The organism is Caballeronia glathei, assembly GCF_000698595.1.
In the GTDB taxonomy this organism is placed as follows: domain Bacteria; phylum Pseudomonadota; class Gammaproteobacteria; order Burkholderiales; family Burkholderiaceae; genus Caballeronia; species Caballeronia glathei.
In genome coordinates this window covers 1-25,201 of sequence record NZ_JFHC01000025.1, presented here as the reverse complement: position 1 = coordinate 25,201, position 25,201 = coordinate 1, and the positions used below count along the sequence as shown (strand labels likewise).

Below are 25,201 nucleotides of genomic sequence, written 5' to 3'. Positions count from 1 at the left end.
CTGAGAGCCTTGCCGGACAAGCGACTCCACAGGAACGGCGAGAGCACGCCGGGCGATTTATTTTCTGCCGCCTGCCGCAAGAGATGTAAAGAAAAAAATTCCAGCCGGATATGACAGATTGATTAACTGATGGTGTTTTCCGGCGCATCTCCTTTTACATTTATTTTCGGGTTTTTTGATTTATCGACGATTTACTACGTGCAAAAATCGTTATACCCGATCAAGCGAAAGGAAGGCACATCATGACCGCTCTCGACACGGCGCTTTCGAGCGCTCCCCGTTCGTCCACCAGCACCGACGTGCGCTTGAGGATCCAGCCGGTCATCCTCGCGGGAGGCTCCGGCACGCGCCTATGGCCGATGTCGCGCGAGCACTATCCGAAGCAGCTCATCGGCCTGATCGGGGAACAGTCGCTGCTGCAGTCGACAGCGCAGCGGCTCGACGGGCTCGCCTACGGCACCGCACGCACCGAAGACGCGATCATCGTCTGCGGCGAAGAACACCGCTTCACGACCGCCGACCAGTTGCGCACCCGCGGCCGCCGCGCGCAACTCGTGCTGGAGCCCGTGCCGCGCAACACCGCGCCCGCGCTGACGGTCGCGGCCATGCGCGCGTTTGCATCGGGCGACGACGCAATCCTCGTCGTGATGCCGGCCGATCACGTGGTCGCGGACATCGAAGCGTTCCACAAGGCGATCGCGTCCGGCGCGCAATGCGCGGAAGACGGTGCGATCGTCTCGATGTGCATCGTCCCCGGACACGCGGAAACGGGCTACGGCTATATCAAGGTCGGTGCGGAACTGGCCGGCCGCGGCGCGCGCCGGCTCGATCGCTTCGTGGAGAAGCCGCATCTCGAACTCGCGCGCCAGTACGTCGCCTCGGGCGAGTACCTGTGGAACGCGGGCATCTTCATCGTGCGCGCATCGACGTGGCTTGCCGCGATCGAGCACTTCCAGCCCGCGATCTACGACGCATGCCGCGCGGCATGCGATGCGGGCATCGACGACGGCGAGTTCTTCCGCCTCGATCACGATGCTTTCGCGTCCTCGCCTTCAGACTCCATCGACTATGCCGTCATGGAGCAGCTCGCGAACGATTCGAGCATCTGCCCGGGCGCGGTCGTGCCGCTCGACGCGGGCTGGTCCGACGTCGGCTCGTGGGATGCGATCTGGAAGATCCTGCCGAAGGACGGCTCGGAAAACGTGGCGCGCGGGCGCGTGATGTTCCAGGGCGCCACGTCGACTTACGCGCATTCCGAAGGCCGCCTGATCGCATGCGTGGGAACGCAGAATCTCGTCGTCGTCGAGACGGCGGACGCGATTCTCGTCGCGGACAAGTCGTGCGTGCAGGACGTGAAGGCGATCGTCGGGCGCATCAAGTCCGAACAGGGAACGGAAGCCGCCGACCATCGCAAGGTGCACCGGCCGTGGGGGCACTACGATTCCGTCGATCACGGCGAGCGCTTCCAGGTGAAGCGCATCGTGGTGAAGCCGGGCGCGCGGCTCTCGCTGCAGATGCATCACCACCGTGCCGAGCACTGGGTCGTCGTGCGCGGCACGGCGCTCGTCACGCGCGGCACCGAGACGTTCATCCTCGCCGAAAACGAATCGACCTACATTCCGATCGGCGTGCAGCACCGGCTCGAAAACCCGGGCAAGATGCCGCTCGAGATCATCGAGGTCCAGTCGGGCACGTATCTCGGCGAAGACGACATCGTGCGTTTCGACGACAAGTACGGCCGCCAATGAAAAAATGTCCATGCGGTGCGCCCTGCACCGCATGGACATCGGGTATTGCTTGAAACGGCTGCCAGGCGTCGTGAACGCGGATCAGCCCTGAATGTCGGCGTAGCGCGATTCCGTGCGTTCGTTGTACGCACGCTCCGACGCGTCCTCTTTCACGAAGCGCCGCTCATCGTACGGCTCGTGCGCGATCCGGCCGGTGCCGGCGGGCGCCGCCGTTGCAACTGCCGGTTCCTGCGGCGCGGGCATCGGCAGGCGCGTCGCCTGTGCCGCGATCCAGCGGCGCGACCATTCGAGCGCATACGCCTGCGCTTCGTCGGGGTTGGCATGGCGCGGTCCGATCAGACCGGAACGCTCGACACGCCGCCCTTCCCTGATGATCTCCGCCCAGCCGCGAAACATGCCGTCCGCCACCGGACGCGCGATCGCGTAGATGCTGTAGCCGCGGCCGTCGTGGACGGGCGCGCAGCACGGATCGAACGGCATCGGCGTGTCGTCCTCGCGAGCGGCAACGAGCGGCGCCTCGCGATACGATGCCGCGCGCATCGGCGCACCCGCGAACGCGCGGCTCATGTGGCTCGGTCCGGGCGCATTGGCCTGCGCGACGTCGCGCGCTTCGGCAAGGCGGCGCGGCGCGTTCGCCAGCCCGTCGAACGGCTGCGCGCCTTGCGCGTGCCAGGATTCCGGGTTTTGCCAGAACACGCCGCGCAGACGATCGCATTCATACGCGGCGGTGGCGGGACGCGGCGCGGGTTCCGGAACTGGCGGGCTCGGCACGTAGGCGAACGAGCGGCCACCTTCGGACAGCACCTTGACCATCTCGATCAGGGTGCCGTTCGCCTGCCAGTCCGAAAAACGGCGTCGGCAAGTGGGGACGGTCGGGTAATGACTGGGCAGTTTCGACCACGTTTCGCCCGTGGTAAGAATCCACAGCACGGCATTGACTACCGTGCGCGGATGAGCGCGCGGGCGCCCACGACGATGCTCCCGCACCTCACTTTCGCCCACGAGCGCGGCAACCCGCGCCCACTCATCATTGCTGAGTTCGTCGAAAAACATTGCGTTGCTCCATGCAGTCAGAATTGCGCTGCGGCTATCGACCGGACGCCGCCCCGAAGGCTGCTGTCGCCGCCCTCATGGCGTCCGTTCAAGGGACCTGTGGTATTCGCAAACGTTTGCTCAAAACAACAAATCTGGTGCATCAGAACCGCGTTCGACCCCCCGCATGGTGCAGGAACTACCCAAAGCGGCGCAAAATGCAAGGTCTCTCTCGTGTATGAAGATATGGTGCAGGAAGCATACCATTACTATGGTTTGTCCGAATATGACAGGCCGTCACTTTTCGAGAGACACTAAAGGGTTTTCGCGCCCGTGTAAGGCATGCATTTTGCTGCATTGCCACATGCTTCACATTTCGGGAAGATTCGCGAAGTTTTAGCGCGAAACGCTAAACAAAACCCGGTCCAGATCGAGCTTGTGATAAGCCTCGTCGACTGCTTCCAGATCGCGCGCCTGACTGCTCGCCTGAATGCCGGCCAGCCCCGTCAACGGCACGCTCACCGCGTTGCAGTACAGGTAGTCGCGTGCGCGCAACTGCGGGGCGATCGTGGTGAAGAACGCAGTGGTCGGCACGTCGAAGCCGGCGGCGATGTGCAGCGCCGCCGTGTCGGACGTGACCACGTAGCGCGCGTGGCGCACCCAGTTCAGGAAATCGGCGGTGTCGGGCGAATGCGCGGTAACGTCGGTGTAGCGCGGATGATCGACCGCGCCGAACCCGGCAACCGGCAGCCCGAACTCATCCCACAGCCGCTCGACGATCGGCCCGTGCAGCGCCGCCGGAATGCTGCGCACCGGCGTGCTCGCGCTCGGACAGAACAGCACGTAGCCGGCGCCGTCGCGCAGATGCGGCCGCGGCGGCAGCGTCTTCAGCCAGTGATTGCGCTTTTCCTCGGGCGGCACGTCCGCGGCGCACATGCCCATCGCCCAGAGAAAAAAATCGATCATCGGCAGCGTAGAAAAATTCGGCCAGAAGAGGTGATTGCCGACATCGATCTTCAGGTCGCCGGGCGGGAGGCGGTCAAGCGCCACCGGAAGATCGACCACCGGGCCGAGCGCCGGTGCCGCGAGTTCGTACAGCCGCTGCACGTAGCGCGGCGCGCGGGACGGCCGGTAGACGGTGAATTCGATCTGCGGATGGCGCTTTCTGATCGCGAAAAGCGCGGTGAGCCCGATGATCGAATCGCCGAGCGTCACGCCCACGCCGTTGATCACGTGGACTTTTTTTTGCGAAGCGTAATTCGGGACGAATGCGGCGACGTTGGCATTGAGGATGCCGTCGCGGGAAGAAAGGGGACGGAAGCCGGCGACGGGGGCATCGGTCACTTCCAGATCGTAGGACGCCACGATCTCGCCCGCGGGCGAGCGCAGCGAGCCGGGGTGCGTCAGAGCGGCTAGCTCGTCGAGCGGCTCGAGCAGAGTGGGCGGCGCAGGCGGACGGTTTCCGATCTTTTCCATCGCGCGATTTTATAGCGATGGAAATTTTGCGTCAGTGACGGCGTTGTGATCACGCATCGATGGGCCGATGCCCCCCGTTTCGGCTTGCCGTCAGCCCGCCTCGCGCCGCGAGACGTCGCGCATGACTTGAATGCTCTGCAGCACCGGCGGGACCGCCGTCTGATATTCGGGCACCCAGCGGCGCAAGTCGCGCCGCACTTCCTCGTCAGGCAGCACACGATGCTGCATCAGCCACGGCAGCAGTTCGTCGAGGAAATGATCCGGCACCTCGCGCGCCCGCGCGATCCGAAGCTTGGGATGCGGCGTGCGCGTGGTGGTTTCGTCGTCGGCGAGGAGTTCTTCGTAGAGCTTTTCGCCCGGACGCAGCCCCGTGAACACGATCCGGATCTGCTCCTCCGAGAAGCCGTAAAGGCGAATCAGGTCGCGCGCCAGATCGACGATCTTCACCGGCTGCCCCATGTCGAGAATGAATATCTCGCCGCCGTGCCCCATGCTCGACGCCTGAAGCACGAGCTGCGCGGCCTCGGGGATCGTCATGAAGAACCGCGTGATTTCAGGATGCGTGACCGTGACCGGGCCGCCCTTGGCGATCTGCTGCTGGAACTTCGGAATCACGCTGCCCGCGCTGCCGAGCACGTTGCCAAAGCGCACCGTCTCGAACTGCGTGCGCGGCGCCGACTGCTGCAGCGCCTGACACGCCATTTCCGCGAGCCGCTTGCTCGCACCCATCACGTTCGTCGGGTTGACGGCCTTGTCCGTGGAAATCAGCACGAAGTGGCGCACGTCGTGACGGATCGCGGCGCGCGCGACGCGCAGCGTGCCGAGCACGTTGTTGCGCACCGCCTGCCACGCGTTCTGCTCTTCCATCAGCGGCACGTGCTTGTACGCGGCCGCGTGGAACACGATGTGGGGCGTAAAGCGCGACATCGACTGGTCAAGCAGCAGCGAATCCTTCGAGTCACCGATCACGGGAATCACCGACAGCTCCGGAAATTTCTCGTGCAGCTCCTCGGTGAGGCGGTACATCGCGTATTCGCTGAGATCGTAGGCGATCAGCTGTGCCGGCGAAAAGCGCAGGATCTGGCGGCACAGTTCCGAGCCGATCGAGCCGCCCGCGCCCGTCACCATCACGACGCGGCCGTGCAGCAGCTTCTCGACATGCGGCATGTCGATCTTCACCGGCTCGCGGCCGAGCAGGTCTTCGAGATCGATCTGACGCACGCGCGACAGGAACCCCTGCCCCTGCGTGAGCGGCGTGAGCGCCGGCAGCACCATCGCCTTCACGCCCGCGCGCACGCACAGCGTGGCGACGCGTCGCTGCGCCTCGACCGAGGCCGACGGAATCGCGATGATCGCGTAGTCCGTCTTCAGCTCGTCCGCAAAGCGCGCCAGCTCGCCGATCGAGCCAAGCACCTTGTGGCCGAGGACTTCGCGGCCGTGCTTGGCGGGATCGTCGTCGAGCAGGCCAACGAGGCGCCATTCGCTCGACCGCGCCAACTCCCGCACCAGGCTCGCGGCCGCGTTGCCCGCGCCGAGCAGGATCACAGGCTTCCCCTGCCCGACGAGCCCGCCATACAGATAGAACTCCTTGGTCGCGCGATAGAGCGCGCGTGCGCCGCCCATCGCGAGAAACAGCAGCAACGGAGCCACGATCAGTACGGAGCGGGGAATGACGGGAGTGGGCTGCGACATCACCGCGCCGACCATCACAATCAGCGCGCCGACGCCCACCGACTTCGAAATGCGCATCAGGTCGGGCAGGCTCGCGAACACCCACATGCCGCGATAGAGCCCGAAGACGCGGAACATGATGCCGTAGACCGGAAGCACCCAGGCGAGCGCCGTGAACGCGCCGGAGCGGAAATCCACCGGAACGGCGCCGTTGAAGCGGATCAGATAGGCGGCGAGCCAGGTACCGGCGACCGCGAAAAGATCGAACGCGAAAGCGCCGGCCGAAAGCCATGAAGCTTTGTATCGAGTCATCCGCGTGGACCTCAAGGTTGTTCGGAAAGACGGGTTTGGTGACGCCGCCAGCACACATCGACGACCACACCCGCTGCCGCGACCACAATTGCCCACCCTGCTACCGCGAACCACTGTCCGACAGGCGAAAGTCCCAGCGCCCAATTAGCAAGCATTATGCCCGCCAGCATCAATAAATACCACGTGCATGCGGTTCTGGCGTGGCCCATGCCGAGGCGCACCATGCGCTGATAGTAATGCTCGCGGTGCGCCTGCCAGAATTTTTCTCCGCGCGCGAGGCGCCGAAGCAACGTCACCGACGCATCGGCGATAAACGGCGCGAACACGAACGCCGGAAACCAGATCGGCCAGGTGCCCTTGAGCCAGCCCCAGTAGCCGAGCGCCCCCGCCAGGAAGCCTATGGGAATTGACCCCGAATCGCCCAAAAAAATCCGTGCCGGATGGAAATTGAATAGCAAGAAGCCGCCTGCCGCGCCTGCGATCGCCGCGCTTGCCACGCCGAGGTCGATTTGCGGCGTCGCACCTGTGAGTGCCCCGATCGCGTATCCGCCGAAGCCGAAGAGCGCCATGCCGCCCGCAAGGCCGTCGGCGCCGTCCATGAAGTTGTAGAGATTCACGAGCCACACCATCAGGAAGCCCACGGCCGCGAGCGCCCACCACGGCACCGGCGCCGGATTCAGCGCGACCAGCAACGCCACTGCCAGAAGGTGCGCCCCGAAGCGCACGCGCGCCGGCAGACCGCGCCGGTCGTCGATTTGGGAAACGGCGGCGAGAAACGCTGCGCAGACGGCGGCGAGCCACATCGACGGCGCGACGACCAGCAGCGCGATCACGCTCACCGGCACGATCCCCCAACCGCCAACGCGCGGCGTCGGGCGCGTGTGCAGCGAACGGTCGTTCGGGATATCGGTGGCGAGGCGCCAGGCGAAACCGGTTTTCAGCAGCAGGCCGAGAATCAGCGCGCAAGCGACGAGCGCGAACGCAGCCGCGCAGGCGGCGGCCGTCCAGGGGGTATCGACGAGAAAAGGGGACAGCGGGCGGGTCATTTCCCAAAAATTGATCTGATGGTCGTTCGTGTCGGCTGTGCCGATCTTGCTGGTTTGTGGCGCCTTCGCGTGTAACTGGCGCTTATCGGTTGTTACCGGACGTTAGCGCGGGCCGGATGGGCTGCGAGAAACCACTCGGCGGTGGCGGCGAGGCCATTGTCGAGCGAAACCGCAGGGCGCCAGCCTAGCATATCTCGAATATGAGTCGAATCGACTCGCAAGCTTTCCGTAAGTCGATCGATTTGCGCCGTCCTGCCGGTCACGCGGCCCGCCATCTTCAGCAGACCGACGGGCAGGCTCACCAGCCGCGCAGGCCGGCCCAGGTGCACGCCGAGACGGCGCGCGAGGTCGGCTACCGCCGGATCCTCGCCATCCGTGACGTGAAAAATCTGGCCCGCGGCGCGCGGATGCGTCGAACATTCGGCGAGCGCGCTCGCGAGGTTGTCGACGTAGCAGAGACTTCTCTGCGCTTTCACCGCGCCGATCGGCAAGGGCATGCCCCGGGCGATCGCGTTCATCAGGCTCAGGAAGTTCGCGCCCACCTCCGGGCCGTAGACGAGCGGCGGGCGCACGATCACGATTTCCAGGCCCGTGCGTGCGCCGAATTCCCGGAGTTCCACCTCGGCTTCCGCTTTCGAGACACCGTACGGGTCGGGCGGGCGGCGCTCGTCGGTTTCCTTGAGCGGCCGGCCGTCGTCGAGTTCGGCTAGCGCCTTGATGCTGCTCACGAAGACAAAACGCGTCGCGCCGGCGCGCACGGCGGCGTCGGCGGCTTTTAGCGTGCCTTCGACATTCGTCGCGCGGAACGCGGCGAGCGGGTCAGCGGCGGCATCGCGCATGACGTGGACGCGGGCGGCCAAATGGACCACGGCCTGGGCGCCGGCGAAGATTTCGGGCGTGACGGCGTCGAGCGACGTAATGCGCTTGGTTTCGACGCCGGGTTCGCATGTTGTCTGCGGGCGAGCGATCGCGATGACCGGCGTGCCCTGCTCCATCAGCATGCGTGTCAGCGCCCTTCCGACGAAACCGTTCGCGCCTGTAATCGCGATGCGGCAATCGCTCATATCCATTTCCAGCCGAATCGGTTGAAAAACTTGTACGCGGAGGTCATGAAGAGCTTGATGTGCGTCCAGCCCTTGCGCGCGGCGTCGCCGCCGTGATGCAGCACGCGCACCGACGGCACGTACGCGACGCGCGCGATTTTGTGCGTGCGCAGGCTCAGATCGTAGTCCTCGAAGTAAAGGAAGTAGCGCGGGTCGAAGCCACCGAGTTTTTTCAGGACGTCGGTGCGGAAGAGCATGAAGCAGCCGCTTACGATCGGCGGGTCCCAGACGATGTTTTTGTCGTCGATCACGTCGCGCATTTCGTAGCGGGCAAGGCGGTTCTTGAATCGGGCGCGCAGACGCGAAGGGAGGAAGCCGCGGGCGAAGAGGTCGAAGACGGTGGGATAACGGCGGCAGAGGAATTGTTGGTCGCCATCTTCTTCCAGGATCAGTGGCGAAAGGAGACCGACCTCCGGATGAGCTTCCATGAATGTGAGCGCGTGGCTGAGTGCGTCGCCGCCAAGTTCGATGTCGGGGTTTAAGATGAGGTGGTAGCGGCTCGATGTGCGCTCGATGGCGAGATTGTGGCCACGGCCGTAGCCAACGTTGCCCTGGCCTTCGATGACAGTCGTCATCAACCGGGCTTCGCCAACGAGCTCGGACCAGTCCATGCGTTCCATCCTGCCGTTGTCGACAAGATATAGCGGCGCGGACGCGACGTGATCCGTGATGCGCAAGCGATCCAGGGCGGCATCGAGTGTACTGAGCGTACGTTCGAGAAGTTGACGGTCCGGCCGATAAACGACGACGGACACGCTTATCAATTCAGCCGAGCTTGCGCTATCGGAATGGAAGTTCAACTGCATCCTTGTATCGGGAAATCGAGACTTGCGGCGGCCGCTGACGGACGACGGGACCGACATTTTCGCCGAAATGAACTGAAAGTAGGAAGTCATTTGGGAACCTCTGCTGGCACCATCGACGCCTCACCTGCAAAACGGCGAACGAGCATCCGTACAAGTCACGATGAGGCGCTGCCTCGATAAGGCATTTTTCGATGGCCAGCTGCGATCATGCCGATCTCCACCGGCGCCGCGCCGTCTGTTTAATCGCGGCAGGGAGAACATGGTGGAAATTGAGTGCCATCGGACCAGTTAGCGCCATAGCTTCGAGCGTCCTACGAAAGGGACAACTGACTGAGGACTAGTCCGTGCGGACGCCGCCGGACGGCGCCCATCAGCCATCCGATATTGTCATCGTCGAGCATTCGCCTTGGGCCGCCAAAGAAAATTTCTAGTTATCACGCATTGGAAATGCGCCACTGATGAAACCCGCACCCTTTATGCGACAAACTCTGGCCAACCAACTTAAGAGATAAGCAACACCCGGTCAACGAGCGACCGAGACATTGAGCATTTCGATTGACGTTTTCTCGGATAGGGTTGCACCGAACAGTTTGATAACCGACGTCGCAAGAATATTGCAGTAGTCGATCCGGAAGTGAAGGCATCGTTTGCAATCCCGCATGGCGTGCCCGATGCAGTTCCGAGTTTCTTGCTTAATTTGAAAGTCGTGGTCAATTGTGCAACGAATGTGCGGGCGACTTCGGGATTTCGAATCGCCGCTCGTGCTTTGTATTCTTGGGCGGTCGAGCGCTATCAAAAAAAAACTCTATGCAAAGCCGTCGGTGCCGCGGCCCCGTGTCTACGAGCTTGATAGTCTTCCAGTACGCCGTCCGTTACCTCGATGTATTCTCGAAACCTGCGACTTCACGTGGAGCCAAATTGACATCCGACGTTCCAGATACTTCCGAAAGGATGCGTCGCCGCGCTTGGCAAGACGAGTATGAGTGTGCGATGTTGCGTGCCGCCAATGGCCGAAGACGAGCACTTCGTCGTTTTCCTTGAGCCATTTCACCCATTCGAGCTGACTAGTCCATACTGCAGCCTGTATGACCTCCCCTACAGTCTCGTCACGGGCATGCGCCCTGGCTGCTGACGTCTTAAACTTCAAAACGTACAACAACCGCCCTCGACATTGAATGGTTTCGATGGTGGAAACGCGGCCCACAAGCGCAATCGGGAAAGGAAGCGTTGCCTGACCAAGCCAACGATAAGCTGCAATGAATCGCTCTTCCTCGTAGTAGAAGTCGTGCCAGCTCACGGACATCCCATTGAAGACGAACTGAAGCCGGTCTTTCAAAATGAAATCGTTCCCACATAAGGCGCGCAGCAGAATTACTCGTTTAGCCGTGTTGAGGTATGCTGACAGCAAACGACGTGGGTCACATGAGACGAGCGGCCCGCTGGCAATTGATGAGTTGGTCGGCCGGCCGAGATATGCTCGGATCTGGTGTACGGGGGAGTTGAGGCGGGAGATTGAAGGCGGTGGAGGTTTTAGCTGAGAATCTGATTGTCGAAGTCGGAAACCAGCAAACAACAAACCATCCACCATGAATAAGTTTACGGAAAAAGTGGTTGTCGGTCTATCGGAAACCGGTCTGGGGCTGGACGAATTGGTCCGTCACGGAGCCCAGCAGGTGATTCAACAGGCGATCGAAGCAGAGCTGACGACGCTGCTGGAGCGGTTCGAAAACGTCAAGACGTTGCACGGGCAACGCGCGGTGGTGCGCAATGGCTATTTGCCGGAGCGCGAGGTATTGACGGCGGCCGGCCCGATTGCGGTGAAGGTCCCCAAGGTTCGCGATCGTTCAGGATCAGGTGTGAAGTTCAATTCATCGATCGTGCCACCGTATGTGCGGAAGTCGCCGCGCGTGAGTGCCGCGCTGCCGTGGCTGTATCTGAAAGGCATCTCGACGGGCGACATGAGCGAGGCGCTGAGCGTGCTGCTGGGTGACGACGCCAAAGGGCTGTCGGCTAATGTGGTGAGCCGACTCAAGGCGCAATGGGCCGATGAGCACGCCAGCTGGAGCCGGCGGGATCTGTCGACATCGCGCTACGTGTACTGGTGGGTCGACGGCATTCACACCGGCCTGCGTAGCGAGAACTCGGACGGCCAGTGCCTGTTGGTAATCATCGGCGTGAGGCCGGATGGGCGCAAGGAGCGTGTGGCAGTCGGCGACGGGTATCGGGAGTCGAAGGCGTCCTGGCAGGAGCTGCTACTTGACCTGAAGGCGCGTGGCTTGCAGGCCGGCCCGCTGCTGGCAGTCGGCGACGGCGCGATGGGCTTCTGGGCCGCACTTGAGGAAGTGTTTCCGGCAACGCGCGGCCAGCGCTGCTGGTTCCACAAGATGGGCAACGTGCTCAATGCGCTGCCGAAGTCGCAACAGGGTCGGGCCAAGGCGGATCTGCAGGCGATCTGGATGGCAGCGACACGCGCCGAGGCGTACGCCGCCTTCGATCGTTTCGTGACGATCTATGCGGCCAAGTATCCCAAGGCCACAGAGACGCTGAAGAAGGACCGGGAAAGCCTGCTGTTCTTCTACGACTTCCCGGCCGACCACTGGCAGCACCTGAGGACAACCAACGCGATCGAGTCGACGTTCGCGACGGTGCGGCACCGTACTACGCGCACGCGCAACTGCGTGTCGCGACCGACCTTCCTGGGTCTGGCATTCAAGCTGATCGAGGAAGCCGAGAAAACCTGGCGCCGCATCAACGGCCCCGAACAGATCAAGCTGTTGCTGGAAGGCATTGCCTTCAAGGACGGCGAACCGGTGCAAGACGATCAACCCGGTCAGCAGAAACTCGCCGCCTGACGTCGCCGGCCATCAACCGCTCATACACCAGACTTGACCGTATCTCCGGCCGGCCGATCGTTGACTGCACTCGGTAAATCGTCAAATCGCGCATATCACCGATTGCAAGGAGACGAAAGCGATATTGTCCCCGTTCTAGCGCCTGCACCAGACCGAGCGATCGGCGGGCAATCACTTCGAGCTGCTCTCGGACGTTGAACACGCAGTTCTCCTCGTGGGCAGACTTTGGAAGCAGGCGGAAATAGCCCCTGACCCAATATGTGTTGCCTCTATTCTCGCGCGCGTGCGGCGGAACGTAACAAACGCCCGCGCCGCAATACCTACATATCAACGACGAGACCTCAGCGACCTCCTCAGCGAATACTTCTCGTCCGTCCCTTGTTACAGCCGAAGACATTTTTGCGGCCATCGTCTTTCCTCCTCGTGCCGCCGATGCGGCGCTCTTATCGAGATTGATTACTCGGACATTTCCATGCTTTTCGTTGATGAGTTTGATCTGAGAAAGAGACACAGCCGTCGAGACGTTACGTACTTGACCTGCTCTTCAAGAAATCAACACGCTATCCGCCGTGACACCGACGAACCCGTCACAGGTTCGCGCGCCCTGTGCATGCACGTTCGATAAGTGAACAGAGCACGGCTACCGCGTCCCCCTTGGCCACCCTTTCTGAAAAGAAAACTCACGACAACCGGTGATCACCGTGTGTGGGTACTCGCACGGGGGTCGCTGGGAACCGCCAAGCTCGGCTCTGATTTCAGCAATCAAGGTTTGGCCATTGATGCCGAAATTTAGTGCCGCGCCTTATCCGGCGTGCGCGGGTACCAGTTGCGGCAGCGCGGTGTTGCGGTCCCTCCTGTTGCTTGAGGCCGAACGGTTGCCGTTCATATTCCTCGCGACGCGGTTCGAACCTCGAACCTGCGGCGCATCAAGCAATGAGGTCGTCGACAAAACGACGCGATAACCTTGCTCTCGACGCAAACGCCTCATCACCGCCACACTCACTCTTCCCCTAAGGCCACGCCTGACCCGAGCAGGCGATAATCCATAAGGCTCGCAAGTGGCGGAAGCGCCATGTCATCACGCACTAAGCCGGCTACCGACGTGCCTTCAGTAGTCCAATAACATTGCGTTCGCACTTTCTGTGTCTTCTGCCGCGGGCGTGACAAAGTCGCTAAAAGCCGCCCCATCTTTAACGAGGAACGAACGACGATGTTTGGGCATCGGTCGTAGCCCACGTACGAAGGCGCGCACAGTCAGTCGTCAACCAGGCCTCAACACGGACCCCGCCATGTCGCTTCGCGATTGCCACGACAAGGCCATGAAGCAATCTAATACTGGTACAGAAAGCTTCCTACTCACCGTTCTGGCGGTTTTGCCCAACGATCAGCACCAAATGAATTGACACCTTAGGCGGACTTGAACTTGACTATGCGCCGCCGGCCAGAAGTTCGCTGGGTCGCAAAGACGGCCTCATGGTCAAGTTTGTAGGCGAACCGCGCCGTCTGGCGCGGTTCGTACGATCAATATCACACTGCAGGGACGCTCACATCGCGTTCGACGCCGAGTGGCCAACTTCCCTGCTACAAAACAACGAAGACGACTGTGGGATGGCGAGGCTCACTGGCTCGATTCGTGTGAATCCGACAAGCATAGATGCCCAATCACGAATAGGGACACCGATGCAACACAAAGCAACGCCGTTTCAATGACCGCACGCGCACCCCAACTCTTGGTCGACTGGACGATATAGCATGCGCCGATAAGTGCCCATGCGCTCAACATGTGGGCGAATCGACCGCTGAGTCGCCGCTGAGCGGAGGTAGGCGACTCCAACAACTGCAGCGTGCATAACCAGCGCTCGCCGATGCTCAGTTTGGATCCCAGTACATATTCACCTGCCGGTTTGCATTCAGCCCGATAGGTGACTCCGTCAAGCTTGACCCGGAGCGCGGCAAGCCTCGTCCTTCCAGGGCGAGGAAGGATAGCGCGGGCGCCGGAGGCGTCCATTACGGCCGTTAGTGTGGCGTCTGCTGTTGTTCAATGTACTGGCGGATGATCTCTATGGGCGCACCGCCACAGCTTCCGGCAAAGTAGGACGGCGACCATAGCGCACCGCCCCACAGCTTGCGCCGAATACTGGGGTAGTTTTTCTTGCGTATCACGCGACTGGAAACGCCTTTCAGGCTGTTCACCAACGCGGACACCGATACCTTGGGCGGATAGTTCACCAGCAGGTGTACGTGATCGTCCTCGCCGTCGAACTCAACGAGCTCCGCCTCAAAATCCGTGCACACGCTCGCGAAGACGCCGCGCATATCGTCCAGGATCTCTTTCGTGAAGACGCCGCGCCTATACTTTGTCACGAAGACCAAATGCACATGCATCGAAAATACGCAGTGGCGCCCACGTCGAATATCGTTGTCGGTAGTCATAGACCAATAGTATACTTTCAGACATGGAACGCCTACAAGCCTACAAATTTGAACTGATGCCCACCGGGGAGCAGGCGCGCAAGATGCGCCGCTTCGCCGGCGCGTGCCGCTTCGTCTATAACAAGGCGTTGGCGTTGCAGCAAGAGCGCTATACGGCCGGCGAGAAGAAGCTCGGCTATCCTGGCCTGTGCAAGCTGCTCACCAGGTGGCGCAACAGCGCGCAAACGCCCTGGCTTGCCGATGCGCCCGTGCATCCATCGCAGCAGGCGCTAAAGGATCTCGAGCGCGCCTATACGAATTTCTTCGAGAAGCGGGCAGACTTTCCGCGTTTCAAGCGCAAGGGCATCGGCGATAGCCACCGGTTCCCGGACCCGAAACAGATCAAGCTCGAGCAGGGCAACAGCCGTCTGTTTCTGCCGAAGCTCGGCTACATACGCTACCGCAACAGTCGGCCCGTGCTCGGCGAGGTGCGCAACGTCACGGTCAGCCAGTCCAGCGGGAAGTGGTTCGCCAGCATCCAGACGCGGCGCGAAGTCGACGTACCTTTGCCGACGGCCACGACCGCGATCGGCATAGACGTCGGAATCGCACGCTTCGCCACGCTGAGCGATGGCTCGCACGTCGCCGCGCTCAACAGCTTCAAGACGCACGAGCAGCGCCTCGCCAGGTACCAGCGGCGCATGGCGCGCAAGAAGAAATTCAGCCGTAACTGGAAGAAGGCCAAGGCCCGCGTCCAGAAGATTCACACCGACATCGCGAACGCCCGCAAAGACCTCCTGCACAAAACTTCTGCAACGATCAGCAAAAACCACGCGCTCGTATGTATCGAAGACCTGCAGGTGCTCAACATGGGCAAGTCGGCAACGGGCACCCTTGAGGCGCCCGGCAAGAACGTCCGGGCAAAGGCCGGGCTCAATAAGTCTATTCTCGACCAGGGCTGGCGCGAATTCCGACGCCAACTTGAGTACAAGACGGCTTGGTCCGGCGGCATGCTGCTCGCGGTACCGGCGCACAACACGAGCCGCACGTGCCCGTGCTGCGCACACGTCGCGAAGGAGAACCGGAAGACTCAAGCCCGGTTCGCGTGTGTGTCGTGCGGATATGAGAATCACGCAGACGTCGTTGGCGCAATCAATATTTTAGAGCGTGGACAGCGCTCGTTAGCCTGTGCTGATTCTTCGCCTGAGGTAAGGGCGTCGTGGCAGGAACCCGTCGAAGCGACTACGTTGAGCATCACGTAGCGCAGTAGAATCCTCCCTCATCCCGGCCTTCGGCCGGCGAGCGTCAGCGAGAGGGGGAGGAGGATGTCAAGATGCACCGTTGCCCGGCGAGGCCGAATGTCAGACACAACGTCCTTCGAAAGAGAGATCGCAACCCTTTCGACTGGAAGCGGTGCGATGGTTCCAAGCGTCAGCTTGTCTGGCCGGCGCTGCCGGCGGTCGAATCCGCCTACCGACTACACAATGGCGAACAACTGCTTTTCGCGGCAGCGACGTACATCAATCAGCTTGCAGTGCGACACCCGCTCGGCAACATCGCGAGGGGCTTGGAATCAAGAAATACTGACAGGCGCAAACTCGCTGTGCGCTGTGAGGTCGATGCGTCGAGACGCGGTGTGTGCATCTAGTATTGGGGGTTAGCCGCTCTGTTCGCGATCGAAAGCTTCGAAAAAACGCGGGCTTTCCGGCTTCACTATGCAGCAATTGAACCAAAAGGCCTCGTCGCGGGAGCTGGTGCTGATCTCCTGCTGCATGGCTTAAAAAACTGGAGCCGACGCCGCGGCTCGTGACTGCCCGCCCCGCTTCACCCCACCAGATCTCACGCGTAGCAACAATGCGCGAGCCAGGCGTTAGGTTCACTCACGTGTTAGGCCGCGAGAGGTAGACCAGTCGATATCAATGGCAACGCCATGGGGATCCAAATACCGCGCATGCGTCGCACGAAAGCGGTTTAGCCTCGTGCGCAAGAAATAATAGAGCTCGGGCAACGTGAGGACGACGTCGGGCGCAGTCGGATGCACGCTGCAGCCCTCCTCGGCGAATATGGCGGTGCTCTCGACGGACATTGGTGCTGAGATAGCACGGAGCGCAAATAGCGCACAGCCGGCTTCGCCCGACGTAGCGGTGACGTGTGCACAGTGACGCCGCCGACGTCGTCGATTACGTTTAACTCATCGTCGTTGGTCGCGGGACTGACGATGCCCTTCCAGTCGTAGTGATTGACGGAAGTGGACTCTACCGTCGCCGCACGTCGCACACGCTGCTGAAGACAGGCGCGATCTGCTTGCACAACGAACGACAGATGCGTCGACGATTGGCCGATCGGGCCTTTGACTCAGGCTTGCGCAAGCGCACGAAGATATCGTCGCCGGTAAGCACGTGGTCATCCAACAACTGATGCGCCAGGCTTTGCTCGTCGTCATGCTTTTTAATTCTGCATCTCAAAGTTTCGTTGGTAGAATCGGACTTCAGCGAAGACCCTTGCGTGGTTGGCTGATGATGATGTGTCGAGCGGACCCCTACGGTACGTCTTACCGTCCTAGGCGATAGCGGCACAAAGACGACTTGCATCTAGCCACTTAGGAAAACAAACAATGCTCATCGCCTTAACTTTACGACCGGTCGACGCGGTACATGAGACATTGAATCGATGGGGAGCTTGCGAGGCAAACGCCAAGGCGATACTGTCACGCACAATCCTGGTCACGTGACTTACTCGCAAGGAGTAGCTCTCGTAGGGCGGTGATGCGTCGCTGCTGGGCCGGAACGAGGCAAGTCTCGCGCTCAATGCGCTCGAGCCGTCTGAGCCAATACGCCTCGTCAAGATACTGCGGCATGGACGATCCCTGCGCCCTAACAACGTGGCGTATCACGGTCTCAAGATGTCTCAGATCTGAGTCCGCCCACCGCGACGGCAGCTTCGTTGTCGGCGGTAGTGCCGTGGCGACAGACGGACGCTTCACCGCGCGCATGTCCTACCTCCGCGAGCGCATCGCCGCGGTGCACCCATCGGCTCGCACGTACGCTCGCGCACTGATAAGACGCGCTTAGCGCGCCGTTGAGTACGTGTGCGCAGCAATCGTAGGTTGGGAAGCGCGTGGCACAGACACTTTTTTGTTGGCATGTCGGCGAAGATTTGGTTTCGACAAATCCAGCATGCCCGCTACAAATAGAAGTCAAGGCGGCGTTACGACGCGGCGACAAAGAAGTCAAGCGAGGACACTCGGGTGGCCGGAAGCGCTCGCGTATAGATGCGGCGATGATCGTAAGCGTCGCGGCGATTGGCTCAAGCTTCTAACGACACCAGCAACGCGTCCCCGCTTAGGCGAGATCGCGCCTTTACCTAGCTACTTTCTCCCACCGCCAATGCGCTGTCCCTGGCGGCGTGATCGGCGACCTTAGGCTGACAAACGAATTGCAGGCTCACGCCCTGTTCCATCCCCCTCCGAGCCGTTGTGCGTAAGCCGCCACTTTTTCTGCCGACACTCCAAGAAAGTGCTGTTCAGATTTTTAGGCATCTAAATGCTCAATTGCTCGATGAGCCCGAACCAAGCGTCATCGAGTCGTACAAGCAGCGCGGCCCTAGCGTCCAACTCGGACAAAGACGCCGTTTTTCGTCATCCTTTTCAAGCGCCGTTGACGCACGCCGTGTTAGTGGGCGCGTCGCCGGTGACAAGTTCTTTTAGGCACGTGTAACGTTTAACGGGGGGTCCTTATTCGGTACACGGCTAAGATACGGAGTTTCTCTTTCAAATCAGGCGTTTATCTGACCACGTCGGCAGCTCACAACGCTATCCGGATAGCGTTGCCAAGGAGGAGCGCCGCGATCCCAGGGCGTCCGCTAGCGGGACCGACTTAGGGCATGGTTCAAATATTGGTTCCCGAATCCCGGCGAGGCAGACTACACCGCAACGACGCAAGGACCTTCCCTGCATGTTCCGGCGGCGATATCTGTGAATCGGAGTTAGGCGCGGTCAGCCTAAGAGCGGCTTCAGCGGTTCTTAGCGCGTCGCAACAATTTAGCTTCTTACGGTCCGCAGATCGCCGTCCGCCGCCCGGAAGGTCTTGGATGCCCATGCACGCACTCGCGTTTGCAGCTGCTCTTCTTGCGAGCCGTGGGGACAAACCAAGCAAAAATCCGGTAAGTCGATCGGTTAAGAGCGGTATCCGCATAATCCGATGAGTGCAGGAAGACGAACTCAAACCACACTACTTACGTGTGTCGTTTGGATGATGCCCACACTTTCCACATGTGCGATCGAGACAGTCCTGTGCAAACAATGACGAAATCGAGTTGTCGGCCACGCAGGATTCACACTCGAACCAGCTGCCGTGAACGACGGTGCGACACGCTTGGCAGGTCACTTGGTGAACCTCTCCTCCCGGCAAAACTTCCCATCCATCTTCGGCGACTACCGTGCCACAAGCCGGGCACACAGCGCTAAGACACTCACTCATCGTTCCGATCCAACAGTGTCTGCGCACAAGGCAGCAATGCCTAGGCGCCTTCGCTTTCTGCCCCTTCGGTCCTATTCTTTCCTGATGGATGCCCTTCCCTCCGGCTTTCCAAGCCGGTCGAGACAAGTTGACAAAGCCATCGCGTCCGTGACACATGTCCTGAAGTGGGGTTAATCTTATTCTGTGTCATGCACCTAGCATAGGTCGTTTAGACGGTTGTTTTGAGACAAGGTAACGCTTCCCGGCGGGCCGTCCAGTAGCGCACGACGTCGCGAACGCCGAGTTAAAGTCGTTGCCCTCCCGAGCAACAGCACACGGATCTTGCGGTAGCCGCAGCGGGCCCGCACCGCCGCGTTTCACACATGCGCTGACGCGGTGCAGTCTGCGGGTCACGGCCACGCTGGAGAAGCGCTCGATCCGGCACGAGCGTGGGCAATTCCTTATTTGCTGAACCGTTGGGAAGCTCACGCGGTATTGCGACGACGGCCGGTTCGAGATTGACGACCTGCCGGTCGAGCGTGCGTACCGCGGCGGCGAGCGCTGGATCCTGGTGTAGCTCTCAAACGACGGGCTAGCGCCGCAACATGCAGTTGGTGTGCGATGCCGGCGGACTATTTAAAGGCCGGTGCGAAAGCCGCAGTAATTCAAAACACCATGAAGCATAGGCACAGGGCATGGCTTCGCGCTTCTTCCGCTCGTTGGCTTGTTGCTTTCGGTTTCGTGCGCGGCACGTTCCTGCGGGCGCTCGATCGGCTCTGCCACCGCGGGTTCTGCCTCCCGTGCCTCCCCTTCGCGCGGCATCTCGCCTTGGGCACTCATTATTCGCGTCGTCTTGGAGCCCCGCGAAAACTGCGACCCCATGGATGGAGAAGCGAGGTGCGCCTTGCGAAGAAACGATGTTTGCATCCGCGAGCAAGCCTCTGTCCGGTATCATGCCTTCACTCGCGCACAAGGAATGCTGAATCCTCGACGAAGTGTTAAGTCGTTTCGACATCGACTAACCAGTCGTAGCCATCTCGTTCCAGTAACCAATTGAGCAAGTACTTCTCAATTGTCTCAGGGTTCAATCCTTTGACGCCGGTTTTAGCAATTATCTGCTTGATCGCTTCCATTCTCGCATCCTTGATTCTCTTTTCCAGCACCTTCCGGATTGCGCTCTCAATCTCGCGTCTATATTTCAATAAAAATTTTGCGTCTTCGCATGCAATGATGAGATGCTTGTTTCCTCGCCCGCGCCGTACCTTTACGTCGGTGTAGCGCATAGCTTTGATATGCTTTCTTTCTAGCTCGTCAAGCACGTTAGCCGCTGTGCGGATCGCGGACGTGGGCTCTACCTTCTTCGCTCGTGCATGCAACTCTTGATGCCCGATCTCCTCCGCAAGCCTGAGAATCTTTCGCCCAAGCTTGAAGGTTAAAGGGGCAGTCGAAATTAGAAACCTCACGTCCATCGGCAGATCTCTAATTGCAATTGCCTCCCTAAGGGTGCGCGCGGAGACGTTGAGCGCCTGTGCGCCTCCGCTCTTACTAGTCCATTTTCCGCTCAATATTCCTTCGTGGTACGTCGTCGCCAAGTCGACGGGGAGGGATTCGTTTGTAATTGTGCTTCTGCGCGGTGCGGTCTTGAGCGCCAACTGTGACGCACTCATGCGACCCGTGACGATTGACACGACGACACGATTCGACAGTTTTGGAGTGTCCGCCGGATACTGTCTCACGCGGGAAAGTACCGTTGCCAGCCCATCTTTTGCAATGGCATTTTGATACATACGGATCGTATGACTCGTTATTGCCGTGGGCGATTCGTGTAAATTCAGGATCTCTTCCGGAAGCGTCTCTATCTTTAATGCTCGTGAAAGATCTGAGCAGGAGACGCCGAGGTGCTTTGCTGCTTCCGACTGCGTCTTCCAGCGTCCCTCAGACGCCCCTTGATTGAATTGAAAGCAGAGTATCCACGAGCTACGCTTAGTAATCGATCTATATGGCTTGCTGACACTCATCTCGGCGACCTGGCTGAATATTCGAACGTCTCTTGGCAACGGCTACATCAGCTTCCAACATACCAAAATTCGGCCGAGCTTAGGGTCCGAATGAGGTGTCAAAAAGTGCGTCTTTAAAAAAAACGATGTCATCGTTGGTGAGAGCTCCATGTCAAGCACTTAGCGAAGATCGCGTGATGGAGCGGACCAACTGCGACCAAGCAACGAGGCTCGATGCATCCGAATTCAGACTGGCTCAATGCAACGACAGTGTCGAACATCACCCAAAGCTGAGGCCTTGAGCCATTTGTCGCGAAGCCCTTCGTATTATTTTGACCCAGCCTTCCTTTTCCGCCTTCTACTCCAGGTTCGTTAAAAGGTGACGGCGGTTTGCGGCCTCGTACACTTCCTTCGACTCGCCGCGGGATCTTCTAGCGCGCTTCATGTCTAGTCGACCACCGCCCTTGTTTTGGAAAGGGCCGCATACGCACCCGTTCCGCACGCGTTCTTTGGCGAATTACTCGAAATAGCGACACTATCGACGCCGAAGTGCGGCGCAGCGAGCGAATCAAGCCGCTCTCAAGCACGCCGCCGCGCGTCCACTGATCGAATTCCGATCTGTTACACTTGGTCCGTGCCGTACGATTTGTGGCGCGCCTATGGTGTTCAGCACTTCGCAAAGGGTTGTTCGACATCTTTAACGCTTCCTCCTGCCTGCAACGGGCAAGTTGAATCCAACGCTCCAGGCAGCCGCGGCTCGCTGCAATCGTTACCTCCCCTCCTCGTCCACTCCAGAGAAGCCAGTGAGCGCTATCCGGATCGCGCTCGTCTACGCCCAACGAGGTATGGGACAGATATTTGTTTTCAAACGGAAATCCCGAGATTTTGTTGAATTCAAAGAAATTGCAAGAGTGCTCAGACTTCGCCAATTTCTTGCAAGAATAAACGGGCGAATCGTCCATGCCGTGCCCTGCTTATGATTGACGTCGCTTTAGCGCGGACCAGAATGCGTTTCCAGGGTCGAACGTAACGGCCCCTGCTCGCTCGCGGCACATGGCACACAAGGAGGCCGGCGCTTGCTCCCATTATCTGGCTCGAACACCGAACGGCAAGGTTTCTTCATGCATGACGTCAGAGCGCAAATCGTGGACCTCTTGCACGAGCGCGTATTCCTGCTAGCAGAGGGCCGCAGTTCTGTCAGTTCACACCGTCGGCGATCGTTGCCGTCTCTTACGCGAATTCGCGTCTTTGCCCCTCGTCTCTGCTCGGAATAACGTGTTACATCCATTTCCGGTTCACCGCGTAGGTATCCAATTCATTGTTTTTAAATAGAAATACGCTTGTTTTGGCGAAAACGAGCATATTGCACAATTGCTCAGTTTTCGCTGAATTTGTGTCCGCAAAGCGCCCGCCTGCGCACATTCATCATCAGACGGTAGGTCGTGCGGGCGAGGCACTGGCTGGTGCCACAACACCCGAAGGGGCAGAAGCGGCGGCGGCCCGCACATTTAAAGGCGTTCGCAGCCCCCGCGGTCGGCATCTTTCTCGTCACGCCTTGGCGTGACGAGCACGCCCTCGCACTTCGCCAGAAGTCGATAAAGTGCCTGTCGCGAAATGCCCAAACCTTTCGCCGCATCCGACTTGTTGCCGCCCGTCTCAAGGACAGCAGCGAATGCCTGCTCCGAAGAAACAACGGGACGGGCGAGTCGGTCCATGGTGGCGAACGTCGATATGTAGGCGGTCGCTTTCGCGGCGAGGCTATGTCCGGCCGCCTCCACAAGTCGTTGCATGGCCAGCTGATGGAGTTGCGGATCCGGCCTGTGGTCGGGGCGTTTGATGGGCGCAGGTACGCCCGTAATCTTCTCGTACATGTTCTGGAGATAGGCGTGGCGAAGACCGTGAACGGTGACGCCGGCGGCGCTGCGCGTGATTCCGTGCTTCTGGAGAACATGATAAAAGTGGCGATACCATTGCTTAAGCGACCATGGATCGGGGATCATCGAGCCGGTGCGAGGATTGGACAGCCGTGCTGCTCGGATCAGCACCTCATACTGCCACTCGGCGTCAATCGGAACCACACGGGGCCGGCCGCCTTTCGTCCCGTCAATGACGTGAAGATGACCCGTCACCCGCAGGCACTGCAGCGGGCGCAAGAGCATACTTTCCTGTGCGCGTAGACCGAACGTCGCTTGAAGCTCGACCTGGATTGCGACCCAACGGTCGCGCTCGCAAAGTTTCGCAATGACCTCGTCGACGTTAACCTTCGCCGCGTCCCAAGACTTATCTTCTCGAGCGACGTAGTAGCGGCGATAGCCTTCGGGCCGCTTAATATAGTCGTCCACTGTTCCGACCAGCTGATGCTTCTTCATCCAGGACGCGAGCGTGCGCCAATATGTGAGCTTGTTCTCGACGGTGCCCGGTGATTGCTGCTTTTCGTTGACCCAGAGATTGACCAGGTATCCGATGTGCTTTTCACCAAGGTTCCACGGCGACTGGATGGCAAAACCGCCCTTGCGCAACTCCCGAAAACCGGCGATCAGTTTCTGAACCCGGTACTTTTGCGTTTTGATCGATATTGCGTTGGACGTCACGCGCGTTTTGCTGTGCGCTTTTGATAGGTGACGGTTGAATAGCTCTGACAGTTCGTTGGCAAGACGCTGCGGCAAACCTGAGCTTTCCAAGAGGCTCGAGAAGTTGAGTTGAATTTTCACGGCTTTGGCTTTAAGAAGCGGCACCCTCACCTATCAGAAGGGCACCCCGGTTGATGGAATACTGCGCGCTTTGCTTTCCGGGATTTTAGCGATCAGCTATTTGATTCACCTGGCACAGGGAAGCGCTGTCGCCTGATGATCCTTAGTCCGGTATCCCGGATAAGGCTACTTGACCGCAGGCGTATGCCAGCGAATCAAGCAATTCTTTTTGCGCGTTTGTTTTTTCGGGCTGCGCGGGCCGACAAAATGGGATGAAGAAACCCGCACCCTGGAGTGCAAGTGGTTTCCCGTCTTGAGAGCCGGATCATCACGGTCGCCTTGTGATGGGACCGCGTGAGCCGTGCTTGGCTGGATTGCCGAAGACGAATTGAAGGATTGAAGGATCGGTGCGTCCGCGCTGTACGTACGGACATGATCTCAGTCAGAGCTGCTCTTCTCCATGCGGCGAGAACCCAGCTCCGATAAGGTGTGCGGGAAACTCAGTTTCCAGCAATAGAAGCAGTAAGTCAGTGAGCGGCGCGGCCGCTGCTTTGGAAGATTGCGTCCATCGGGCGCTGAACAGATACAAATGGAGTGCGCTGCACTCAGGTCGATGCGTCTGGGACGCGGATAGGTAGATAGGATACTAGGGCCTTCGGAGCGCGAAGATCGACCGAAAGCTCGCGATTTCAATATGCCTTTCGGTTGGCGCCTTTCAGCACCCGTACAGATCGGGCCTCAGTGCGCGCAACGGGAAATGAACCTCGAACTCTACGACACGACGGGATCACCGAAAAAACTCGGGGACGAGATGAATGTTGCGCGGCTAATGTTCGAGACCAGCACGCGACTGAAGCTCGAGAGTAACCGCTGGGCGATCACGCGATACACGGCTCGCTCGATGTCGAGGAGCGGAACCAGCGCACCGTTCCGTTCACGCCGCCCGTCTCGCTGATCAACGGGCTCACGCAGCGCGCGTTGAACGAGCTGTATTACCGCCGCCAGAGGAGGCGATCGAAGAAGTGGGCGATCTCATCTATCCGGCCGAGGACGCGCGCATGTCCGCCGCCGATTTTCGCGGCAAGCAGCTCGAATCGCTTCGCGATCGGCCACGCTGTCGCAATTCTGGAAAGAGATCACCGGCACATGAACAATATCGTCGTCGTGGGCGCGACGTCCACCATCGCCATCGCCGGTGTCCGCGAATGGGGCGCCAAAGGCGCGCGCTTCTTTCTCGTCGCGCGCGACCAGGACCGCATGGAGCAGGCCGCCGTGCACGGGCTCAACGTCGACACGCTCGACGATCATCCCGCGATGCTCGCCGAGTGCGCGGAGCAGATGGATTCCATCGAAATCGCGCTGGTCGCCCGCGGTATGTTGCCGGACGAGTCCGTCTGCCAGGTAGCAAAATACTTGAGGCAACGAGCCTAGCTCGGTAACAAAAAACCTGAGTCAATGCGCCGGCAAAAGTAATTGTCGCCGGACACACCTGATTTGGTATCCAATGAAGCGCACGGAAAAGATAAACTTGACATCGCTTGAGTGCGAACAATTGCTGTCGGCAGCTCGCAGCTGCGTATTTCGGCGAACGTGACCGCC

13 protein-coding genes and 1 pseudogene are annotated in these 25,201 nt (G+C 60.0%); 5 read left to right on the top strand and 9 right to left on the bottom strand.

Annotated elements, in window-relative coordinates; translation table 11 throughout:
* Positions 1–242: 242 nt before the first annotated feature.
* Positions 243–1,748, top strand: a complete 1,506-nt coding sequence (locus tag BG61_RS16955; RefSeq protein WP_035931024.1) for a mannose-1-phosphate guanylyltransferase/mannose-6-phosphate isomerase — start codon at positions 243–245, stop codon at positions 1,746–1,748.
* An 81-nt stretch (positions 1,749–1,829) separates the two neighbouring features.
* On the opposite strand, the gene BG61_RS16950 is transcribed toward BG61_RS16955, so the two are convergent.
* The 6 genes from BG61_RS16950 to BG61_RS16925 form a co-directional block, all read right to left on the bottom strand.
* Positions 1,830–2,801: a transposase gene (locus tag BG61_RS16950; RefSeq protein WP_035931023.1), complete on the bottom strand. Its 972-nt coding sequence runs from the start codon at positions 2,799–2,801 to the stop codon at positions 1,830–1,832.
* Between the two features lie 375 nt (positions 2,802–3,176).
* Positions 3,177–4,256, bottom strand: a complete 1,080-nt coding sequence (locus BG61_RS16945) for a glycosyltransferase family protein (RefSeq protein ID WP_051672585.1) — start codon at positions 4,254–4,256, stop codon at positions 3,177–3,179.
* 90 nt (positions 4,257–4,346) lie between these two features.
* A complete protein-coding gene (locus BG61_RS16940) occupies positions 4,347–6,239 on the bottom strand; it encodes a polysaccharide biosynthesis protein (protein WP_035931022.1) in 1,893 nt (630 codons plus the stop codon).
* A gap of 11 nt (positions 6,240–6,250) precedes the next feature.
* On the bottom strand, positions 6,251–7,285 hold the full coding sequence (locus BG61_RS16935) for an MraY family glycosyltransferase (RefSeq protein WP_035931021.1): 1,035 nt from the start codon (positions 7,283–7,285) through the stop codon (positions 6,251–6,253).
* A gap of 92 nt (positions 7,286–7,377) precedes the next feature.
* Positions 7,378–8,355, bottom strand: a complete 978-nt coding sequence (locus tag BG61_RS16930; RefSeq protein ID WP_370818067.1) for an NAD-dependent epimerase/dehydratase family protein — start codon at positions 8,353–8,355, stop codon at positions 7,378–7,380.
* Positions 8,346–9,194: a glycosyltransferase family 2 protein gene (locus BG61_RS16925; RefSeq protein ID WP_035931019.1), complete on the bottom strand. Its 849-nt coding sequence runs from the start codon at positions 9,192–9,194 to the stop codon at positions 8,346–8,348. Before BG61_RS16925 ends, BG61_RS16930 begins: the two co-directional genes overlap by 10 nt.
* 1,586 nt (positions 9,195–10,780) lie before the next feature.
* On the opposite strand from BG61_RS16925, the gene BG61_RS16920 reads away from it, so the two are divergent.
* A complete protein-coding gene (locus BG61_RS16920) occupies positions 10,781–12,046 on the top strand; it encodes an IS256 family transposase (RefSeq protein ID WP_035931018.1) in 1,266 nt (421 codons plus the stop codon).
* A 2,016-nt stretch (positions 12,047–14,062) separates the two neighbouring features.
* On the opposite strand, the gene tnpA is transcribed toward BG61_RS16920, so the two are convergent.
* Positions 14,063–14,479 (bottom strand): IS200/IS605 family transposase, encoded by a 417-nt coding sequence (gene tnpA, locus BG61_RS16915; protein WP_035931017.1) that lies wholly within the window; start codon positions 14,477–14,479, stop codon positions 14,063–14,065.
* A gap of 23 nt (positions 14,480–14,502) precedes the next feature.
* Between tnpA and BG61_RS16910 the strand changes: the two genes are divergently transcribed.
* On the top strand, positions 14,503–15,720 hold the full coding sequence (locus BG61_RS16910; RefSeq protein WP_035931016.1) for an RNA-guided endonuclease InsQ/TnpB family protein: 1,218 nt from the start codon (positions 14,503–14,505) through the stop codon (positions 15,718–15,720).
* A gap of 3,627 nt (positions 15,721–19,347) precedes the next feature.
* Positions 19,348–19,468: pseudogene (locus BG61_RS44830) on the top strand (IS66 family transposase); the annotation flags it as partial.
* Positions 19,469–19,913: 445 nt separating this feature from the next.
* On the opposite strand, the gene BG61_RS16895 reads toward BG61_RS44830, so the two are convergent.
* Together BG61_RS16895 and BG61_RS16890 are read right to left on the bottom strand one after the other, a co-directional pair.
* Entirely contained in the window at positions 19,914–20,933 is a 1,020-nt protein-coding gene (locus BG61_RS16895; protein WP_129572132.1) for a hypothetical protein, read from the bottom strand.
* Positions 20,934–22,420: 1,487 nt separating this feature from the next.
* Positions 22,421–23,623, bottom strand: a complete 1,203-nt coding sequence (locus BG61_RS16890; protein ID WP_232256145.1) for an integrase domain-containing protein — start codon at positions 23,621–23,623, stop codon at positions 22,421–22,423.
* Between the two features lie 1,125 nt (positions 23,624–24,748).
* Here BG61_RS16890 and BG61_RS16885 point away from each other — a divergent pair.
* Positions 24,749–25,033 carry an SDR family oxidoreductase gene (locus tag BG61_RS16885; protein ID WP_051672583.1) on the top strand — a complete coding sequence of 95 codons (285 nt, stop codon included), beginning with the start codon at positions 24,749–24,751 and terminating at the stop codon, positions 25,031–25,033.
* Positions 25,034–25,201: the final 168 nt, after the last annotated feature.

Coding starts and splice junctions, on each gene's coding strand:
- BG61_RS16910 (WP_035931016.1), top strand. CDS start 14,503: ATGGAACGCCTACAAGCCTACAAATTTGAACTGATGCCCACCGGGGAG.
- BG61_RS16885 (WP_051672583.1), top strand. CDS start 24,749: ATGAACAATATCGTCGTCGTGGGCGCGACGTCCACCATCGCCATCGCC.
- BG61_RS16950 (WP_035931023.1), bottom strand. CDS start 2,801: ATGTTTTTCGACGAACTCAGCAATGATGAGTGGGCGCGGGTTGCCGCG.
- BG61_RS16925 (WP_035931019.1), bottom strand. CDS start 9,194: ATGCAGTTGAACTTCCATTCCGATAGCGCAAGCTCGGCTGAATTGATA.
- BG61_RS16955 (WP_035931024.1), top strand. CDS start 243: ATGACCGCTCTCGACACGGCGCTTTCGAGCGCTCCCCGTTCGTCCACC.
- BG61_RS16940 (WP_035931022.1), bottom strand. CDS start 6,239: ATGACTCGATACAAAGCTTCATGGCTTTCGGCCGGCGCTTTCGCGTTC.
- BG61_RS16895 (WP_129572132.1), bottom strand. CDS start 20,933: ATGAGTGTCAGCAAGCCATATAGATCGATTACTAAGCGTAGCTCGTGG.
- BG61_RS16920 (WP_035931018.1), top strand. CDS start 10,781: ATGAATAAGTTTACGGAAAAAGTGGTTGTCGGTCTATCGGAAACCGGT.
- tnpA (WP_035931017.1), bottom strand. CDS start 14,479: ATGACTACCGACAACGATATTCGACGTGGGCGCCACTGCGTATTTTCG.
- BG61_RS16930 (WP_370818067.1), bottom strand. CDS start 8,355: ATGGATATGAGCGATTGCCGCATCGCGATTACAGGCGCGAACGGTTTC.
- BG61_RS16945 (WP_051672585.1), bottom strand. CDS start 4,256: ATGGAAAAGATCGGAAACCGTCCGCCTGCGCCGCCCACTCTGCTCGAG.
- BG61_RS16935 (WP_035931021.1), bottom strand. CDS start 7,285: ATGACCCGCCCGCTGTCCCCTTTTCTCGTCGATACCCCCTGGACGGCC.